Annotated in this window: 13 protein-coding genes, 1 tRNA gene and 1 pseudogene; 3 read left to right on the top strand and 12 right to left on the bottom strand. The window is 65.0% G+C overall.

The window, feature by feature from the left end; translation table 11 throughout:
- Positions 1-345: 345 nt before the first annotated feature.
- From CXY83_RS16160 to topA, 7 genes are all read right to left on the bottom strand, one after another.
- Positions 346-1,419 (bottom strand): tellurite resistance/C4-dicarboxylate transporter family protein, encoded by a 1,074-nt coding sequence (locus tag CXY83_RS16160; protein ID WP_233201016.1) that lies wholly within the window; start codon positions 1,417-1,419, stop codon positions 346-348.
- A gap of 333 nt (positions 1,420-1,752) precedes the next feature.
- A tRNA-Thr gene (locus CXY83_RS16165) sits at positions 1,753-1,828 on the bottom strand.
- 46 nt (positions 1,829-1,874) lie between these two features.
- A complete protein-coding gene (locus CXY83_RS16170; RefSeq protein ID WP_146069962.1) occupies positions 1,875-2,300 on the bottom strand; it encodes a hypothetical protein in 426 nt (141 codons plus the stop codon).
- Positions 2,301-2,325: 25 nt separating this feature from the next.
- The gene (locus tag CXY83_RS16175) at positions 2,326-3,810 is read right to left on the bottom strand and encodes an alpha/beta hydrolase (RefSeq protein WP_104198504.1); all 1,485 of its coding nucleotides are present in this window, start codon (positions 3,808-3,810) and stop codon (positions 2,326-2,328) included.
- A 144-nt stretch (positions 3,811-3,954) separates the two neighbouring features.
- Positions 3,955-5,127, bottom strand: a complete 1,173-nt coding sequence (locus CXY83_RS16180; RefSeq protein WP_104198333.1) for a DNA polymerase III subunit delta' — start codon at positions 5,125-5,127, stop codon at positions 3,955-3,957.
- A 138-nt stretch (positions 5,128-5,265) separates the two neighbouring features.
- Positions 5,266-5,883, bottom strand: coding sequence for a dTMP kinase (gene tmk / locus CXY83_RS16185; RefSeq protein ID WP_233201019.1), 618 nt, complete (start codon positions 5,881-5,883; stop codon positions 5,266-5,268).
- Positions 5,880-8,903 (bottom strand): type I DNA topoisomerase, encoded by a 3,024-nt coding sequence (gene topA, locus CXY83_RS16190; protein ID WP_104198335.1) that lies wholly within the window; start codon positions 8,901-8,903, stop codon positions 5,880-5,882. The genes tmk and topA overlap by 4 nt, the downstream gene beginning before the upstream one ends.
- A 207-nt stretch (positions 8,904-9,110) precedes the next feature.
- Between topA and CXY83_RS16195 the strand changes: the two genes are divergently transcribed.
- Entirely contained in the window at positions 9,111-9,347 is a 237-nt protein-coding gene (locus tag CXY83_RS16195) for a hypothetical protein (RefSeq protein WP_104198336.1), read from the top strand.
- A 31-nt stretch (positions 9,348-9,378) separates the two neighbouring features.
- Here CXY83_RS16195 and CXY83_RS16200 read toward each other — a convergent pair.
- From CXY83_RS16200 to CXY83_RS16220, 5 genes and pseudogenes are all read right to left on the bottom strand, one after another.
- Positions 9,379-9,690, bottom strand: a pseudogene (locus CXY83_RS16200) (Rv3654c family TadE-like protein); the annotation flags it as partial.
- A 60-nt stretch (positions 9,691-9,750) separates the two neighbouring features.
- Positions 9,751-10,101 (bottom strand): TadE family type IV pilus minor pilin, encoded by a 351-nt coding sequence (locus CXY83_RS16205; RefSeq protein ID WP_199184984.1) that lies wholly within the window; start codon positions 10,099-10,101, stop codon positions 9,751-9,753.
- On the bottom strand, positions 10,082-10,285 hold the full coding sequence (locus tag CXY83_RS16210; RefSeq protein ID WP_104198338.1) for a DUF4244 domain-containing protein: 204 nt from the start codon (positions 10,283-10,285) through the stop codon (positions 10,082-10,084). The genes CXY83_RS16205 and CXY83_RS16210 overlap by 20 nt, the downstream gene beginning before the upstream one ends.
- Before the next feature lie 85 nt (positions 10,286-10,370).
- Positions 10,371-11,570: a type II secretion system F family protein gene (locus CXY83_RS16215; protein ID WP_146069963.1), complete on the bottom strand. Its 1,200-nt coding sequence runs from the start codon at positions 11,568-11,570 to the stop codon at positions 10,371-10,373.
- Positions 11,571-11,612: 42 nt separating this feature from the next.
- Positions 11,613-12,839, bottom strand: coding sequence for a TadA family conjugal transfer-associated ATPase (locus CXY83_RS16220; RefSeq protein WP_104198340.1), 1,227 nt, complete (start codon positions 12,837-12,839; stop codon positions 11,613-11,615).
- A gap of 445 nt (positions 12,840-13,284) precedes the next feature.
- Here CXY83_RS16220 and acs point away from each other — a divergent pair, with 445 nt between their 5' ends.
- Together acs and CXY83_RS16230 are read left to right on the top strand one after the other, a co-directional pair.
- Positions 13,285-15,258, top strand: coding sequence for an acetate--CoA ligase (gene acs, locus CXY83_RS16225; protein ID WP_104198341.1), 1,974 nt, complete (start codon positions 13,285-13,287; stop codon positions 15,256-15,258).
- 210 nt (positions 15,259-15,468) lie between these two features.
- On the top strand, positions 15,469-16,695 hold the full coding sequence (locus CXY83_RS16230; RefSeq protein ID WP_104198342.1) for an acyltransferase: 1,227 nt from the start codon (positions 15,469-15,471) through the stop codon (positions 16,693-16,695).
- Positions 16,696-16,706: the final 11 nt, after the last annotated feature.

Genomic DNA, 16,706 nt, shown 5'->3' on the forward strand with positions numbered 1-16,706 from the left:
TCCCTCGAAGGCGCGAAGAGGCAGCCGGAACGTCCACTTGCGTCATCCGTAATGAACCGTTACCAGCCAAGAAGGTTTACTCCAGTTGACGCACCGGTCCTCAACGCAGCAATTTGCGCCAACTTAGATGACGAAGGACACACGCCGAGATGCCCCTTCTGGCCCATGAGAACATCGCACCGCCCGCGAGATGCCATTTCTGGCCCCATGAAAGTCGGCCAAGGGGCCAAAGATGGCTTCTCGCATGCAACCGGATGCTCGCGCACGGTTCGCGTTCCATCTCAGGTCGAAACGGCACCCTCTCGCCGGACTAGACCCGGCGTGCTCCAGCCCCCTCGCCGACTGCTACCGAACGGCGTTCTCGTGCCATCGGGCATCATGTCGGACGCGACCTGCCCGGATCGGTTGGCGCGCCATCGCTGTGAAAACGAGGAGCCATACGACCAGCGCAGCCCACAGCGTGACGGTACCGATCTGGCCGACGAGCGGCAGCGTGTCGGCCTGACCCAGATAGATTCCGGCGACGGCATACATTCCGACGGGGAACGCGATGCTCCACAGTGTCGCTTGGTAGCGCAGTGGTACGTGGCGTTTGAAGTGACGCCAAATGCCCACGGCGATGAGCACGGGGATGAGCCAGGTCGCGAAGGCCCAGAACATCACGGATATGCCGCCGACCAGTCCGCGAGTCGCGCTTACCATCGGAGCATCCGCCATTTCGACGATCCGGGCGCCGGCCAGAACTGTGATCGCGCAGGCGCCCATCGATACCCAGTACGGCGGATCGAGATCTTCCGGCCGCAGTGTGTAGAGCATCAGGCGCAGTGAGACGAACACCCCAGCGGCTCCATAGAGGAAAATGCCGACCGACCACGACAATATGGCCAGCACCGCGAGCAGCGGCCGGGCATCGCCCGCGACCGGTTCGAGCGCCGCTGCCACGACGGCGACCGACTGGCTCGCAACGACCCAGATAAACCAGGTTCCGTTTGCCGACCCCAGTACGGGGCGTGCCGTGCGGCCCAGTACGGCGAGCCAGGGCACCGCGTAACCGAGCACCACCCAGGCCATACCAGACACGCCCAGGAGCACCGTTGCCGCAGGAAACCATCCTTCCACGGCCAAACGCGCAGCCAGCACATTGGTGCCGGCGACAAAGGTGAAGAACTGGAATCCCCGGTTCGGGTCGTGCAGGTCATCGAGAAAGTCTGATCGGAAGGCCACAAACCGCCATGCAGTCAAAACCAAGAGCGCCAGATAAGCTCCGGCGCAGACCACCAGGAGCGCGTAGCTGAGGCCTGCGACCCCGATCAGGTTCATGCCGATCGAGAGGATACCGGTGGCCATGACCATGGCGAAATATCCAGGTGGCATCGTGCGTACGGCGGCGCGCACTCGCACACTTCGCTCGGACGCCATCATCACAGGCTAGCCCTCCGAGCGGAACTCGCGGCTCTCGCGCTGGCCCGGAGGCGGACTCGATCCAGGTCAAGTGGACCAGCGGAGGCGGCCAGGTGGTGGCGAACACCACGGATCAGCCCGGATCAGCCCGGATCAGCCCGGATCGATATCCGTAGCGACCGCCCGCTAGTCAACATTCAGGTCCGCGGCTCAGACGTTAGACGCCGTTGCAGACACCCTCAATAACCGCGCACTTGAAACAAATGTGGCGGATTGTGGGCAGATATGACAATATCCGAGAAACATATCGCTGAGACGAGTTTGTAAACTGACTCTGACCAGGATTATTAGTGGAGCCGCCTGTCAGAATCGAACTGACGACCTTCTCATTACGAGTGAGATGCTCTACCAACTGAGCTAAGGCGGCGTTACCAGAACGCCCCATAAGGCACTCGGTGACACAGCAGCCAAGCCTAGTCGTTTCTGCGGGTGATTCTGTACACCTCGGCGAATGACGCATCCCCCCGCGGTCCGACAACGGGCTCGCTCCAGCGCCCGCAGACCAGCACCGTCTGGCATGACGGATGCTGGCCACGGATGCTGGCCACGGGGGCGAACACCTGGGCGCGCTGATACAGCTCGGCCTGATCTTGGGCGAGATCCGGCGCATCCGCCGTACAGCGTCGCTCGCTGGCCTGCTGTACCTGGTCTTCGACGTCACGCAGGGTAGCCGTGCACATGCCCGAAAGGTAGACGTTTTCCTTCATGACCGAGCGGCGCTGCTGGTGAATCTCCCGGTCTACGGCCGTGCACTGCGAGCGCTGGGAGAGCAGCACTGACAGGTCGGCCAGCACGTCGCTGTCGGGGCACTTCAGTTTCGATCGACATGCTTCAGTCATTTCACAGCACGCAAATCTGCTCGGGTCAGCACTGCGGGTCGGACGCCGGCACGATACCGTCGACAAGATAGGAGTCAACGGCATCGTTCACGCAAGAATTCGACTTGTTGTAGGCGGTGTGCCCCTCCCCCGTATAGGTCACCAGGCTGCCGCTGTCGAGCTGTTCGGCCAGCTGCTGCGCCCAGACGTACGGGGTTGCCGGATCGTTGGTGGTGCCGACAACCAGAATGGGTGCCGCCCCGGACGCGTGAATCTCGGTGCGTTCGCCGGTGAACTTATAGGGCCAATCGGCGCAGCCGATGTCGCCGAAGCTCATGAACGGGCCGATCACCGGGGCCGCTGCTTCGAGTTCGGCGGCCTGGGCGCGCATCACGGTCGGGTCGGCGTTGTACGAATAGTCGATGCAGTTGATGGCCATGAACGATTCGGTCGAGTTGTCGGTGTAGTTGCCGTCGGCGTCGCGGCCGTTGTAGGCATCCGCGAATTGAAACGCGCCCTCGGCACTGCCGTGCAGCACGGTATCCAACATGGTGCTCAGTTGTGGCCACGCCGTGGCCTGGTAGAGCGGGTAGATGATCGCCGTGAGTAGCGCGTTTCCGCCCAGTTGACGGCCGTCCTTGGCGGTGATGGGGCTGGCGTCCACCGAATTCAGCAATGCGCCGATCGTCGTCATCGCGCTGTCTACGCTTCCCCGGAAAGGGCAGTCCTTGCCCGCCAGACAGTCAGTGAGGTAGGCACGCAGGGCGTTTTCGAAACCCACCGCCTGGGTCTTGGTCACCTCGAAATTGCTGGTCGACGGGTCAACGGCCCCGTCAAGCACAAGACGGCCGACCTTCTCGGGAAAGAGTTCGGCATAAGTGGCGCCGAGAAAGGTGCCATAGGAATAACCGAGGTAGTTCAGGTGAGTATCGCCAAGCACCGCGCGCAGCAGGTCCAGGTCGCGGGCGGCGCTCTTCGTGTCGACCGTTCCGAGCAGCGGCCCGGTCTGCTGGGCACATGCCGCCGCGAAGGCGTCGGAGGAGGCCGTGAGCTCGGCAATCCAGGCATCCGTGCCGCGCTCTGCGGTCGTCAGCCCGTAGACGTACTCGTCCATCGCCGCGGAGTCGTAACAGGAGACCGCCGAGGAGCGCCCGACGCCGCGGGGGTCGAATCCCACGATGTCAAAGCTCGCCTGCAGGGTGTCGTCGGTCGCATAGTCAAGGGAATCCTTGACGAAGTCATAGCCGGAACCACCGGGCCCGCCCGGATTCACCAACAGCGAGCCGATCCGCTCTCTGCCGGTGGCGACGTGACGTACCAGGGCGAGCGATATATCCCCGGCGGCCGGGTCGGTGTAGTCGAGCGGCGCAGTGGCCTCGGTGCACTGCAGGTTCTCGCCACATTCCTTCCACTGCAGCACTTGGCTGTAGAACGGATCGAGGTCGTCCGTTACCTGCTCGCCGGTGGGGGTGGATTCAGTGGGTGCGGAATTCGTCGCGAAGAGGGTGGTGCATCCGCTGAGAGCAAGCATCAGGGTCAGTGCGGCGGCCGCGATGCTGGTAGCGCGATTGCGTCGGTTCAACGTGTTCCTCTTTCATAGCGTGAAGCGGATGCTGCGGTTCAGGCTACCGAAAGCGGCTGGGAGTGACTGTGGGTGAGGTAACTGCGGGCGACGTCACTGCGAGCGACGGATCGCCGAGACGAGCATCGCCTCGAGGGCGAGGGCCGGGGCGACGTTAGATTGAATACGTTGGCGTGCCACAGCAATCGCGTCCATCGTGGCGACCGTGGCTGCTGGGGCGCTGGCCACACTCGCCGTACGCAGCTCGGCGAGCAACTCACGGTTGATCACAGCTTGTTCCCGGCCCAGCTGCACCATACAGATGTCCCGGTACAACGAAGCAAGGTCAACCAGAATGCGGTCGATGCCGTCATGCAGGCTGCGTTTCGCCCGCCGCTTTTGGTCGTCTTCGAGATCTTTGATCTGGCCGCGCAGCCCCGGCGGTACGGACTGCCCAGTTTCGATTCCGAGCGAGCGCAGCATTCCGTCGCGCTCTGCGGCATCCAGCTCGAGGGTGATCGCCTTCGCATCGTCACCCGCGATCGCGAGCAACCGGGCGGCCGTATTGACGGCCGACGACACCGAGCGGATACCGAGGGCCGCGCGCAGGGTCTCCTCACGTCGTGCCCGCGCATCCGCATTGGTGGCAAGCCGCCGGGCCATGCCGATGTGGCTTTGGGCGAGCCGGGCACTGAGCTCTGCAATGGCCGGGTCGACTCCATTGCGGCGCACGAGCAGGTCGGCGACATCGGCAACACTCGGAACGCGCAGGCGCACGGTGCGCACGCGGGACCGGATAGTGGGAAGCAAGTCTGCCTCGCTCGGCGCGCACAAAATCCACACCGTGCGCTCGGGTGGTTCTTCGAGGGCTTTAAGGAGCACGTTCGACGTGCGCTCGACCATGCGGTCGGCATCTTCGACGACGACGACCCGGTAGCGACCGACCGACGGCGAGTACTGTGAGCGGGCGACGGCCTCCTTGACGGTCTTCATCGGGATGATGACTCCCTCAGTACTGAGCACGCTGAGATCGGGGTGGGTGCGCGCGTCTACCTGGCGGGCCGCCGCCAGGTCCCCGTCGGGGGTACCAGGGCTCAGCAGTGCTGCCGCGAAAGCAAAGGCAAGGTTGGACCGACCGGAGCCCGGCGGGCCGGTGATGAGCCAGGCGTGCGTCATGGAAGTCGATTCGGCCGAGGCAGAACCGGTACCGGACGGTGCCCGCTGCGCCGCTGCCCGAAAGATGGCGATCGCGTCGGCCTGTCCCGTTAGGTTGTCCCACACTGCCATGAGTCAAGGGTAACCCGCCCCGCCGACACCGCCGTCGACGCGCCTCCCCCGCCTTCCGGGCCCGGGCCGGAACACGGGCCGACGACGATGGATCATGAGCCCGATTGCGCAGGGCAAAGCAGGACCCGGCTCGGACGGTTACAGGAGGGGCGCCACCCGTGCGCGGATGCTTGCGGCGATGTCAGCGGCGGGGGCTGCGGCATCCAGCACCAGGAACCGGTCGGGTTCGGCGGCCGCCAATTCGAGGAACGCAGCGCGCACGCGGGCATGAAAGTCGTTCTTCTCGGCCTCGAGCCGGTCAAAGACTTTGTCGTCGGCCTCGAGCCGGGCCCGTGCTGCGCGCGAGTCGAGGTCGAGCAGCACGGTCAGGTCGGGAAGCAGGCCTTCGGCCGCCCAGAGCGACAGGTCTCGCACCTCAGTGGCGCCGAGAACCCGCCCGGCCCCCTGGTAGGCAACCGAGGAGTCCAGGTAACGGTCCTGCACGATCACGTCACCGCGGGCGAGCGCCGGACGCAGCTTGGTGCCCACATGCTGGGCCCGATCTGCCGCGTAGAGCAGCGCCTCGGCGCGCGGGTCCACCTCGCCGCGGTGGTGCAGCACGATCTCGCGAATCCGGGTGCCGATATCCGTTCCCCCAGGCTCGCGGGTGCGCACGACGGTGCGCCCCCGCTCTTCGAGCCAGTCGGAGAGCAGCCGCGCCTGCGTAGTCTTACCGGAGCCGTCGCCGCCCTCAAGGGTGATGAACAGACCGGTCACGACGCCTTCGGCGTGATCGTCGTTGTGGCAGCGGATTGCGCGGCCGAACTGGTCGCTTTCCTCACGGCTGGTGACTTCACGACAGCTTTCTTGGCAGCTGGCTTCTTCACGGCCGGTTTTTTGACCAGGGGCGTGCCGGCCAACGCTGCTTTGGCTGCCGCGTTCGCGGCCCGGGTCGCGGCCGCCTTCTTCGCTGTGGCCGCCTTCGCCGCTGCGGTCGGCACCTTTTTCACTGCTGGCTTCTTGACAGCGGCTTTCTTGGCCGGTGCCTTCGTGCGCGGCGCGGCCGGGCCTTTGGCCCGCTTGTCGGCGAGCAGCTCAACGGCCCGGTCGAAGTCGATCTCCTCGATGTCCTCCGACTTGGGAATGGTCGCGTTGGTGACTCCATCGGTCACGTACGCGCCGAACCGGCCGTCCTTGATCTTGATCGCCTTGCCGCTTTCGGGGTCGGGGGCTTCGAATTCCTTCAGCGCACTCGACGCCCGGCGGGCACCGTACTTCGGCTGCGCGTAAAGCTCGATCGCGCCCGGCAGGTCGATGTCGAAGATCTGGTCTTCGCTCGTGAGCGACCGGGTATCGATGCCCTTCTTCAGGTACGGCCCGAACTTGCCGTTCTGGGCCATAATCTCGGCGCCGGTCTCCGGGTCGAGCCCGACCATGCGCGGCAGGGCGAGCAGACGCAGCGCCGTTTCGAGGTCGACGGTGGCCAGGTCCATGGATTTGAAAATGGATGCTGTACGCGGCTTGTCAGCTAAGGCCACCTTTTTCGCGGCCGGCTTGCGCTTAGGCTTCGCGACGCTGACCTCGCCGGTGGCGGGGTCGATCGTTTCGACGGGGGCAGCCACAACGACCGGAACATCGGGTTCTGCTGCTGCCGGCGCGAGCTCTGTGACGTACGGCCCGAATCGGCCGTCTTTCGCGACGATTTCCTTTCCGTTCTCGGGGTTGAGTCCGATCACCCGGTCCGTGACAACGGGGGCGTCGATGAGCTCCCGCGCTTTGGTCGCGGTCAGTTCGTCGGGGGCGAGTTCCGGCGGGATATTGACTCGGCGGGGCGGGGCATCCGCTGCCGCGTCAGGGTCGATGACCTCAAGATAGGGACCGTACTTGCCAATACGCAGGGTGATGTCGTTGCTGATAGCGACCGAGTTGATCACGCGCGGGTCGATTTCGCCGAGGTTGTCGATGACCTGGCGGAGGCCCCGGTGCTTGTCGCTGCCGAAGTAGAAGCTGGTGAGCCAATCCAGGCGGTTGGCTTCGCCGCCGGCGATACGGTCGAGGTCGTCCTCCATTTCGGCGGTGAAGTCGTATTCGACCAGATCGCCGAAAAACTCTTCCAGCAGGCGCACGACCGAGAACGCGATCCAGTTGGGAACGAGCGACTGGCCGCGCGGCGTGACGTAGCCGCGCTCGGTGATGGTCGAGATGATCGAGGCGAACGTCGACGGGCGGCCGATACCGAGCTCTTCGAGCTTCTTCACCAGGCTGGCCTCGGTGTAGCGAGCGGCGGGGGTCGTTTCGTGACTCTTGGCCTCGAGGCCCTGCAGGATTAGGTTCTGGCCCTCTTCGAGCGGCGGCAGCTTGGACTCGGTCGCGTCCGTCGAAGCGTTACGCTCCTCGTCCTTCGACTCCTCATAGGCGAGCATGAAGCCGCGAAACGTGATGACGGTTCCACTGGCCGAGAATTCGGCGAGCGCACCCGACGCCGAGGCGTGCTCCGATGCGCCGGTCGGGCCGGCCGCGATAGTGACGGAAGCGGTCGAGCCGGTGGCGTCCTTCATCTGCGAAGCGACGGTGCGCTTCCAGATCAGGTCGTACAGCTTGAAGTCATTGCCACGCAGGCTCGACGCGAGCGACGCCGGGGTGCGAAAAGTATCGCCGGACGGGCGAATGGCCTCGTGCGCCTCTTGAGCGTTCTTGCTCTTGCCTTTGTAGGCGCGCGGGGCCTCCGGAACCGTCTCGGCGCCGTAGAGCGTCGCGGCCTGCGTGCGGGCGGCGGTGAGAGCCTGTTGCCCGAGTGATGGCGAGTCGGTACGCATGTAGGTGATATACCCGTTTTCGTACAGTGACTGGGCAACGCTCATGGTCTGGCGGGCGGTGAAGCGCAGCTTGCGCGCCGCTTCCTGTTGCAGGGTCGACGTCGTGAACGGTGCGGCCGGGCTGCGACGATATGGCTTGGAGGTGACCTTGGTCACCTCCAGCTTCACACCGGGGCTTTTCAGAGCGATCGTCAGGGCGTTTGCGGCGGAGGCGTCGAGGGTGACGGCCTTCACGCTGGGCTTCAGCGCGCCGGAGTCGTCGAAGTCGCCACCGGTAGCAATTCGCTCACCGTTCAGTCGCACAAGCTTCGCATCGAACGCTTGGTCAGCCTGCGAAGCGGATGCCGCCAGTCGCGCGAGCAGGTCCCAGTAGCCAGCGGAGACGAACGCGAGGCGCTCCTTCTCCCGGTCGACGACGAGGCGGGTCGCGGCGCTCTGCACACGGCCGGCGGACAGGCCAGGGCCGACCTTGCGCCACAGCACCGGGGAAATCTCGTAACCGTAGATGCGGTCGAGGATACGGCGGGTCTCCTGCGCATCCACGAGGGCGGTGTCAAGGTCGCGGGTGTTGTCTTTAGCGGCGAGGATAGCGTCTTTGGTGATCTCATGGAAAACCATGCGCTTGACGGGAACCTTGGGCTGCAGCACCTGCAGCAGGTGCCAGGCAATGGCCTCGCCCTCGCGGTCCTCATCAGTTGCGAGCAAGAGTTCGTTCGCATTCTTGAGGGCCCGTTTGAGCTCACTGACGGTCTTTTTCTTGGCGTCGGAGACCACGTAGTACGGTTCAAAGCCGTTCTCCACGTCGACCGAGAATCGGCCGAGGGCACCTTTCTTGAGCTCAGGTGGCAGGTTTTTCGGCTCGATCAGATCGCGAATGTGACCGACCGAAGACAACACCTCGTAGCCGTCGCCGAGATACGCGGCGATCGACTTCATCTTGGTCGGTGATTCAACAATGACCAGCTTCTTAGTGCCTGGCACCAGACTCCTCTTTATACGTAGTGACCACATGATGGGCCAAGGCACACCATACACACCGGAATGGAGTGCCTGCCTAATTGACGGGCGCGTCTCGGCGCGTCATGCTCGCGCACACGGCGCTCCCAGTCACCGCCCAGTTCGCTCTGAGCGAGGTGCGGAGCGACCCCAGACCCTTGCCGTTTGCCTCCCCCAGTGCAGAATAGTCCTATGGGTACAATGACGGCCACATACACCGCGAAGTTGACGGATGGCCCCCTTCAGGGCAAAACAATCACAACAACCTTCCTCGACTCGGGCGATCCTCGGCCCCGCATCGAGATTCCTGCCGACTCCGGCAAACGCTATCTCTACGCGCGCGGTGCCGGCCTGGAGTTTGAGGATTCCGATTCCCCCGGTCGCCCGAGCGCGGTCGAGTACCACTATCTCGAAGTGCTCCTCTCCTAATTCGTCCCGGCGCGGCGCACCGGGTGTCCCATCAGGGCGGCGGCCCGGCCCGGGCACTCGCGACGATATCTATGCCCTGCACTTGCCGCCCTACCGAAACGGATGCGATCAGCCCCGTCACCGTGCAGCGCGTGACGGCAGTCCCATTCAGCGACGCTACTGCCTGCGCGGCCTCGCACGGGTAGCCCGCGATCGCGCCGGAAGCGGTGTCGGCGGCGGCGAGCGCGGCGGCATCGGCCGCGCTCGCGACGGACCGGCCGACCGTCAGTAGTCCGAGGACCAAGACGACGAACGTCGTCAGCAACACGGTGGCAGCGAGCACCGCGAGGGCGAGGATCGACCCCGCTCCCCGCTCGGCCTCCTTCCCGGCGGCGCCTGGCGCGTTCGCCGTGTCATCGCGCGCTCATTGGCCGCCGGCCAGGGCACACGAGTGTGCCTCGAGGGTCAACCCGGCAAAAATCCCCGGCAGGCTGTGCGCGGTAACTCGAGCACAGATGAAATCGCCGCGACGCTGCGAAGCCAGGCTGGCCCCCGGCACGCTTTGGAGGACGAGGCCAGTGGCGCGCGCTGCCGTGTCGCCACGGGCCAGCGCACGCGCGGCGCTGGCAGCGGCATCCGTCAGCCGCACGTGCACGCCGACCACTTGCACGGCACCGAGGCAGCAGGCCAGAATGAGCACGACCGCCGGCAGCGCCGTGGCGAATTCGGCGGTCGTGCTGCCCCTGCTACGTGCGCTACCCGATGCTGAGGGCACGTCGCACCAGATCGGTGAGCATTCCCCGCACCTCGTCGCTGCGTAGAATAACGATGAGCAGCCCGGCGAACCCGACCGCGGCCATCGTGGCGATAACGTATTCCGCCGTCGCGGCTCCGGCTTCGTCGGCCAGGGTTTTCAGGGTGGTCTTTGTATACACAGACTCGTCTCCTTCGGCGTCCATCGACGCGGGTTGGGCGGCACGAGCACAATCACTCTGCTCCCATCCGTCGGCGCATGCCTCGGTATCCGCTTATCCGTGGAGAGTTTCAGAATGTCGTCAGGGTGGAGGAGAGCACGCTGAGCAGCAACGGCACCACGCCCACCAGCATGAACGCGGGCAGCACACAGAGGCCGAGCGGCAGCATGAGCGTCACCGAAAGAGTTGCGGCCCGTCGTTGTCCCGCGCTGCGGGCATCGCGACGCAGTTGTTCGGCCTCGCTGCGCAGCAGCTCTGCTGCGGGAACTCCCGCACGCGTCGACAGGCCAAGTATCCGGTCAACGGAACCACCATCAGTGCCGGAGGCAATGCTGTATCGCTCGGCGGTCGCCTGCACTAACGCCCGCGAACGGTCGAGCGACCCGCCGCCGGACATGGCAATTGCCATAAGTTCCAGTCGCAGCCCCGGCGTCAGGTCGGGAGGGCCGGCCCGGCGCACCAGCGCACGATTCCAGCCTGCTGCGGCGAGCATCAGGAGAGCGCCGCCACCGAGACAGACCAGCCCCGGTACGGTCATAAACAGGGTGTGCAGGGAATCGAAACCCATCAAACTGCCGAAGACGACGCCGATCACCGGCAGCACCATCACCAGTCGTGCCGTGGCCCGCGGCGCGGCCAGCGCCACGTCCAGATCGCGCTGCACCTGGGCGAGTTCGCGCAGCGATCCAGCGAGCTCACGCAGGCACCCGGCCAAAGGCGCACCAGCCTGTGTGGCCACCTGCCAGGCCGCGGCGAGTCCGAGCCAGGCGCTCTCGGCCTGGCCCGCCGCGTCGCCATGTCCCCGCGCGGGCCGCCCAGCGGATGCCCGCGCGTCGACGATCCTCGGCGAAATCTCCCAGCGTTGCCGGCGCGCCTGGCCGGCGATCGCATCGGCCACGCTGTCGCCCCGAGCCGCGGCGCGCGCTGCAGCACGAAGGATAGGCGCGGTGCCCGTGCCCGCGTGCTTCGAATCGACCGCCCGAGGCGTGATCGGTACGGCGCCTGGAACCGCCGCGGCGTCCTCCGCGGGCAAGGACCCCTGCTTTCTTCTGACCTCCCGACGAGTTGAACTCACCCGTCTACCCAGCTCCGGCGGCAAGCCGACACTCTGCTGGTCGGCACAAGGCGCTCCAGCCGCAGCCGCGTCGTGCGCCGGTAACAGATAACCCCAGGCTGACACCGGGGAAACACCGGCCGACAGCAGTACGGCCAGCCGTTGCGTGACCGCGGCGACCTCCTCGATCGGCGGTACCGCATCAGCCCGGCGCATCGTCGCCCGTTTTCCGAATCGTAGCTGATCGATCGCGGAGCATCAGATCGCTTCGATCGAGAGACGGTCACGGCCATCGAGGGCGAATCGGCCGACCGCGTCAAGCCTGCGCACCCCGTCGGTGCGTTCCAGGTGCAGCACCAACCCGATAGCGCTCACCGTCTGCCGAGCAACTGCCGAAGCGCTCATTCCGGCGAGTGAACCGAGCGCCTCGAGTCGGGCCGGAACGTCTTCAAGCGAATTCGCGTGCAGCGTGCCCGCTCCCCCGTCGTGCCCGGTGTTGAGTGCGGCGAGCAGCTCGCGAATCTCCGACCCGCGGCACTCGCCGAGCACGAGCCGATCCGGGCGCATACGCAGTGCTTCCCGCAGCAGCGCCTCCAGGCCGATACGCCCCGCCCCCTCCAAATTGGCCTGCCTGGCCTCAAGGGCCACAACGTGCGGATGCCGAATGCGCAGCTCCGCCACGTCTTCGATCGCCACGATGCGCTCGTCGGCTGGCGCTTCGCCCAACAAGGCCGCCAGCAGCGTAGTCTTTCCACTCCCTGCGGCACCGGTGATGAGCAGGTTTTGACGGCCGTGCACCGCAGCACGCAGCCGATTCAACCGGGCAGCAGATTCCTCGCCCACGCCAAACAAGCCGGCGTCAGCGAGTGCACTGAGGCTGCGGTCGGCAGCGTGCGGCAGCCGAATTGACAGCAGTGTTCCCGTGCTCGATACCGGCGGAAGCACGGCGTGTACCCGAATCCCATCGGCCAACCGTACGTCGACGCATGGACTCGCCTCATCGATGTGTCGCCCGCCAAGTGCGATCAGGCGCACAGCCAGCTCACGCACCTCGGCCTCGTCGAGGTGCCAGGCCGGTACGAAGGCGAGACCGTGTCCGGCGTCGATCCAGAGCCCGGAATCCCCGTTGACAAACAGGTCCGTGGTGTTCGGGGCTGAGGCATAGTCAGCCAGCGGACCCAGCGCGCGCACGTCCAGGCGCTCGCTGCTGACCACTGCCGAGACTGCCGCCGAGACTGCTGCCGCTGCGCCGACCCGCGGCACGGTGCCAACGGCATCCGTTGTCGTCGTGCGATGCCGAGCGGAATTCGCTGGTGGCCGTGCAACGATCGAATGTGAAGTGTTCGACCGCACAGCCCAGGGATCGTCCACGGCGGTCGAGGACGGCACAGCAGATGCCGGTACGGCGTAGGACTGCACGGCAGAAACCGGCGCGGGAGAAATCGGCACGGCGTAGGACGGTACGGCAACGAAAGGCTGGCCCATGCCTCGACGGTAGGGCGAGCCGGCCCGGTGACAGTCTCCTCGGCACAATCCGTGGACAGCCGGTTGGCCGACGCATCTGGGGAGGAGCTACACCAGTATGAATCCTCAACCACAAGCTGAGTTGCTCAATCGCTTAAATAAAAGGGGCGGCACCTATTGGGGGGAACAGGTGCCGCCTAGCACCACGCAGATTGGGGGGAACCGTACGTGGTGCCGGTCAAAACTTTCGTTCAGACGTGTTTAGTTTACGCAGACGTGCCCAGATTGCAAGTCCAATGTCCTCATTTGTGAGGACACTCGGCTGGGGGGTACAAAATCACCCTAAAACGAGGGTTCATTTCTCAGTATTTCGTTTGTGTATACAGAGATTGACCGGAAACCGGTAGGGTTCAGTTGAGCTGGCAATGTCCTGCATGCACGTACCGCAAAGGAGCGAATTACACATATGACGGTTAAAATTGACACCCTCCTGCACGAATCGCGTCGATTCGCGCCCACTGCCGAGTTCGCCGCACAGACGACAGCGACACAAGACCTGTACGCAGTCTCGCAGAAGGACCCGGCCACGTTTTGGGCTGATCAGGCCCGTAATCTGCTGCACTGGCACAAGCCATTCACCAAGATTCTCGACTGGACCAATCCGCCATTTGCGAAATGGTTTGAAGACGGCGCACTCAACGTCGCGTACAACTGCCTCGATCGTCACGTTCTCGCCGGCAACGGCGACCGTGTTGCGCTGTATTTCGAGGGCGAGCCCGGTGACTCCCGCAGCTACACCTACTCCGAATTGACTACCGAGGTCAAAAAAGCCGCCAATGTGCTGATCGGGCTCGGCGTCACCGCCGGTGACCGTGTGGCCATTTACCTGCCGATGATCCCCGAGGCCGTCATCTCCATGCTCGCCGTCGCCCGCATCGGCGCCGTGCACTCGGTCATTTTCGGTGGGTTCAGCGCTGAGAGCCTGCGTTCCCGCATCGATGACGCCAACGCCGTGCTCGTCATCACGGCCGATGGCGGCTACCGCAAGGGCAAAATCAGCGCGCTCAAGCCGGCCGTCGACGCCGCCCTGCAGACCAACGACTCCTCGGTGAAGAACGTGCTCGTGGTCAAGCGCACCGGCCAGGACGTGCAGTGGAACGACCGCGACATCTGGTGGTCCGATGCCATGGAGACAGCATCTCCCGAGCATGAGGCGGACGCCTTCCCCGCCGAGAATCCGCTGTTCATTCTGTACACATCGGGCACGACCGGCGCACCCAAGGGCATCCTGCACACCAGCGGCGGCTACCTGACCCAGAATGCGTTCACCCACCAGAACGTGTTCGACCTCAAGCCCGAAACGGATGTCTACTGGTGCACCGCCGACGTCGGCTGGATCACCGGACACAGCTACGTGGTGTATGGCCCCCTCGCCAATGGTGCGACCCAGGTGCTCTACGAAGGCACCCCCGATTCTCCGCACACCGGTCGCTGGTGGGAAATCATCGAGAAGTACAAGGTCTCGATTCTGTATACAGCACCGACCGCCATTCGTACGTTCATGAAGCTGGGACGCCAGATTCCGCAGAAGTTCGACCTGTCGAGCCTGCGTGTGCTCGGCTCGGTGGGCGAGCCCATCAACCCCGAAGCGTGGATGTGGTACCGCGAGGTCATCGGCAGCAGCCTGACTCCGATTGTCGACACCTGGTGGCAGACCGAGACCGGATCGATCATGGTTTCGGCCCTCGCGGGGCTCACCGAGACAAAGCCGGGCGCGGCACAGGTGCCGGTGCCCGGAATCACGATCGACGTACTCGATGACGACGGCGTGCACGTCGGCCATGGAAACGGCGGGCTCCTCGTGGTCACGCAGCCATGGCCGGCGATGCTCCGCGGCATCTGGGGCGACCCGGAGCGCTTCAAGGAGACCTACTGGGACAAGTTTGAGGGCACCATCGGCGCGAAGGACGGCCCACTGTACTTCGCCGGCGACGGCGCTCGACTCGACCACGACGGTGATATCTGGTTGCTGGGCCGCGTCGACGACGTGATGAACATTTCGGGACACCGCCTCTCCACCGCCGAGATCGAGTCATCCCTCGTGGCCCATTCACTCACGGCTGAAGCCGCCGTCGTCGGTGCCGCCGACGAGACCACTGGCCAGGCGGTCGTCGCGTTCGTGGTGATCAAGTTCAGCCAGGCCGAGATCGCATCGCACGAGGACATCGTCAGCATTCTGCGAGCCCACGTCGCCCAGCAGATCGGGGCGATTGCCCGCCCGCGTGACATCTACATCGTCGACGAGCTGCCGAAGACCCGTTCCGGCAAGATCATGCGCCGCCTGTTGCGCGACGCGGCTGAGGGGCGCGACGTCGGCGACGTGACGACTCTCGCCGACACCATGGTGATGAACACCATCACCGCGCAAATGAAAAAATAGTCGACCACTACCGGCACAACCAACGACGGCCGTCTTCCATTCGCACAAGGCGGCCGTCACGCTTGCCCCCGAGACCCTAACTCCTGCAATTCCCAGCAGCAGTTCGCCAGTTCCCCGATTTCGCAGGGGATGTTCTGAGCAGAACTCTCACTTTGCAGGAGTTATGCGCGTTTCCGCCCGGAAACCAGCAACGGGTCCTACTGTGTGGGCATGACCGAAGCAGCGGCACCCGTGCGCGGTCGCCTGGGTCGCCTCGATGCGCTGCGGGGGGTGGCCGCCCTCGTCGTTCTGGCGCACCATGTGTCCATGACGGTGCCGGAGATCGCCGCTGCCTACGAGTCGAGCGTCGGCGTCACGCTCTTTTCCGCGGGGTGGTGGGCCACGCTGTCCCCACTGAAGGTTCTGCTCGCCGGGCCCGAGTTCGTACTGGTGTTCTTTGTGCTGAGCGGCTTCGTGCTCGTGCGTTCCCCGCTGGCCGCCCGCGAGTCCGGCCCACGCTACGACTGGGGCGCCTATTACGTGCGCCGCATCATCCGTTTGACCGTCCCCGTCGTGGTGTCGGTGGGCCTAGCGGTCATCTGGATTGTTTTGGTGCCGCGCACAGTCGGCGCGGCTGGCGGGCCCTGGCTGGCCCGGCAGGACACGCCCGACCTGGGCCTCGGCAACCTGCTGCGGGAAATCAGCATGATAGGCGAAACCCGGCGGCCCGACATCAATCCGCCGCTGTGGTCCCTGGTCTGGGAAATGTGGTTCTCCCTGCTGCTTCCGGTGTTCGTAGCCCTCGCAGCGTTCACCCGCAAACCGGCCAGCAGCCCGATTCGCCGCATTGTGCTCTGGGTCGCTGTGCTGTGTGCACTGGCCAGCATCGGCTATGTCACGACGACCCAGCCACTCATGTACCTGCCGCCGTTCGCTCTCGGCGCCCTTCTGGCGGCCAACTATGACGAACTGAAAGGCTGCAGCGACCGCCTGGTCGAGAGCGCCAACGGACGAGTACTCGGGTGCACGCTGACCGCGCTCGGCCCGTCTCTGCTCGTGGCCTACTGGATGCTGCGCCCGCTGGCCAGCGGAGTGTGGAACGACGTCACTCTCTCGCTGCGGGTAACCGGGGCGTTTATGATCGTGGCAACGGTGGCTTTCTGGCCCGCCTCGGTGTCGGAGCGCGGCCGGGTTCGTGCGCCGCGGACGCGCCGAGCACTCGACTGGCTGGGATCCATCAGCTTCAGCCTGTACCTCGCGCACTTTCCCATTGTGGTGGCCTTGGCAGTGCTCGCCGGACCCGGCCGCTGGTGGCTTGGCGCTCTCGTGTCGGTGCCGCTCAGCCTGGTCGTCGCCCAGCTGATGACCCGATTTGTCGAGCAACCGGCGCAGGTCCATGGCACGCGAGCCGGGGCATCCGTTTCAGAGCGGATGTCCCGGCTCGCGAACCGCCAGTAGGCGCGGGTCAG

It is taken from the genome of Cryobacterium sp. M15, from assembly GCF_002929675.1.
Classification (GTDB): Bacteria; Actinomycetota; Actinomycetes; order Actinomycetales; family Microbacteriaceae; genus Cryobacterium; species Cryobacterium lyxosi.

Bases quoted from the DNA above. Each gene is read 5' to 3' on its own strand.
- CXY83_RS16230 (WP_104198342.1), top strand. From the start codon at position 15,469: ATGACCGAAGCAGCGGCACCCGTGCGCGGTCGCCTGGGTCGCCTCGAT.
- CXY83_RS16175 (WP_104198504.1), bottom strand. From the start codon at position 3,810: ATGCTTGCTCTCAGCGGATGCACCACCCTCTTCGCGACGAATTCCGCA.
- CXY83_RS16215 (WP_146069963.1), bottom strand. From the start codon at position 11,570: ATGCGCCGGGCTGATGCGGTACCGCCGATCGAGGAGGTCGCCGCGGTC.
- CXY83_RS16195 (WP_104198336.1), top strand. From the start codon at position 9,111: ATGGGTACAATGACGGCCACATACACCGCGAAGTTGACGGATGGCCCC.
- CXY83_RS16170 (WP_146069962.1), bottom strand. From the start codon at position 2,300: ATGACTGAAGCATGTCGATCGAAACTGAAGTGCCCCGACAGCGACGTG.
- acs (WP_104198341.1), top strand. From the start codon at position 13,285: ATGACGGTTAAAATTGACACCCTCCTGCACGAATCGCGTCGATTCGCG.
- CXY83_RS16180 (WP_104198333.1), bottom strand. From the start codon at position 5,127: ATGGCAGTGTGGGACAACCTAACGGGACAGGCCGACGCGATCGCCATC.
- CXY83_RS16210 (WP_104198338.1), bottom strand. From the start codon at position 10,285: ATGGACGCCGAAGGAGACGAGTCTGTGTATACAAAGACCACCCTGAAA.
- CXY83_RS16160 (WP_233201016.1), bottom strand. From the start codon at position 1,419: ATGGCGTCCGAGCGAAGTGTGCGAGTGCGCGCCGCCGTACGCACGATG.
- CXY83_RS16220 (WP_104198340.1), bottom strand. From the start codon at position 12,839: ATGGGCCAGCCTTTCGTTGCCGTACCGTCCTACGCCGTGCCGATTTCT.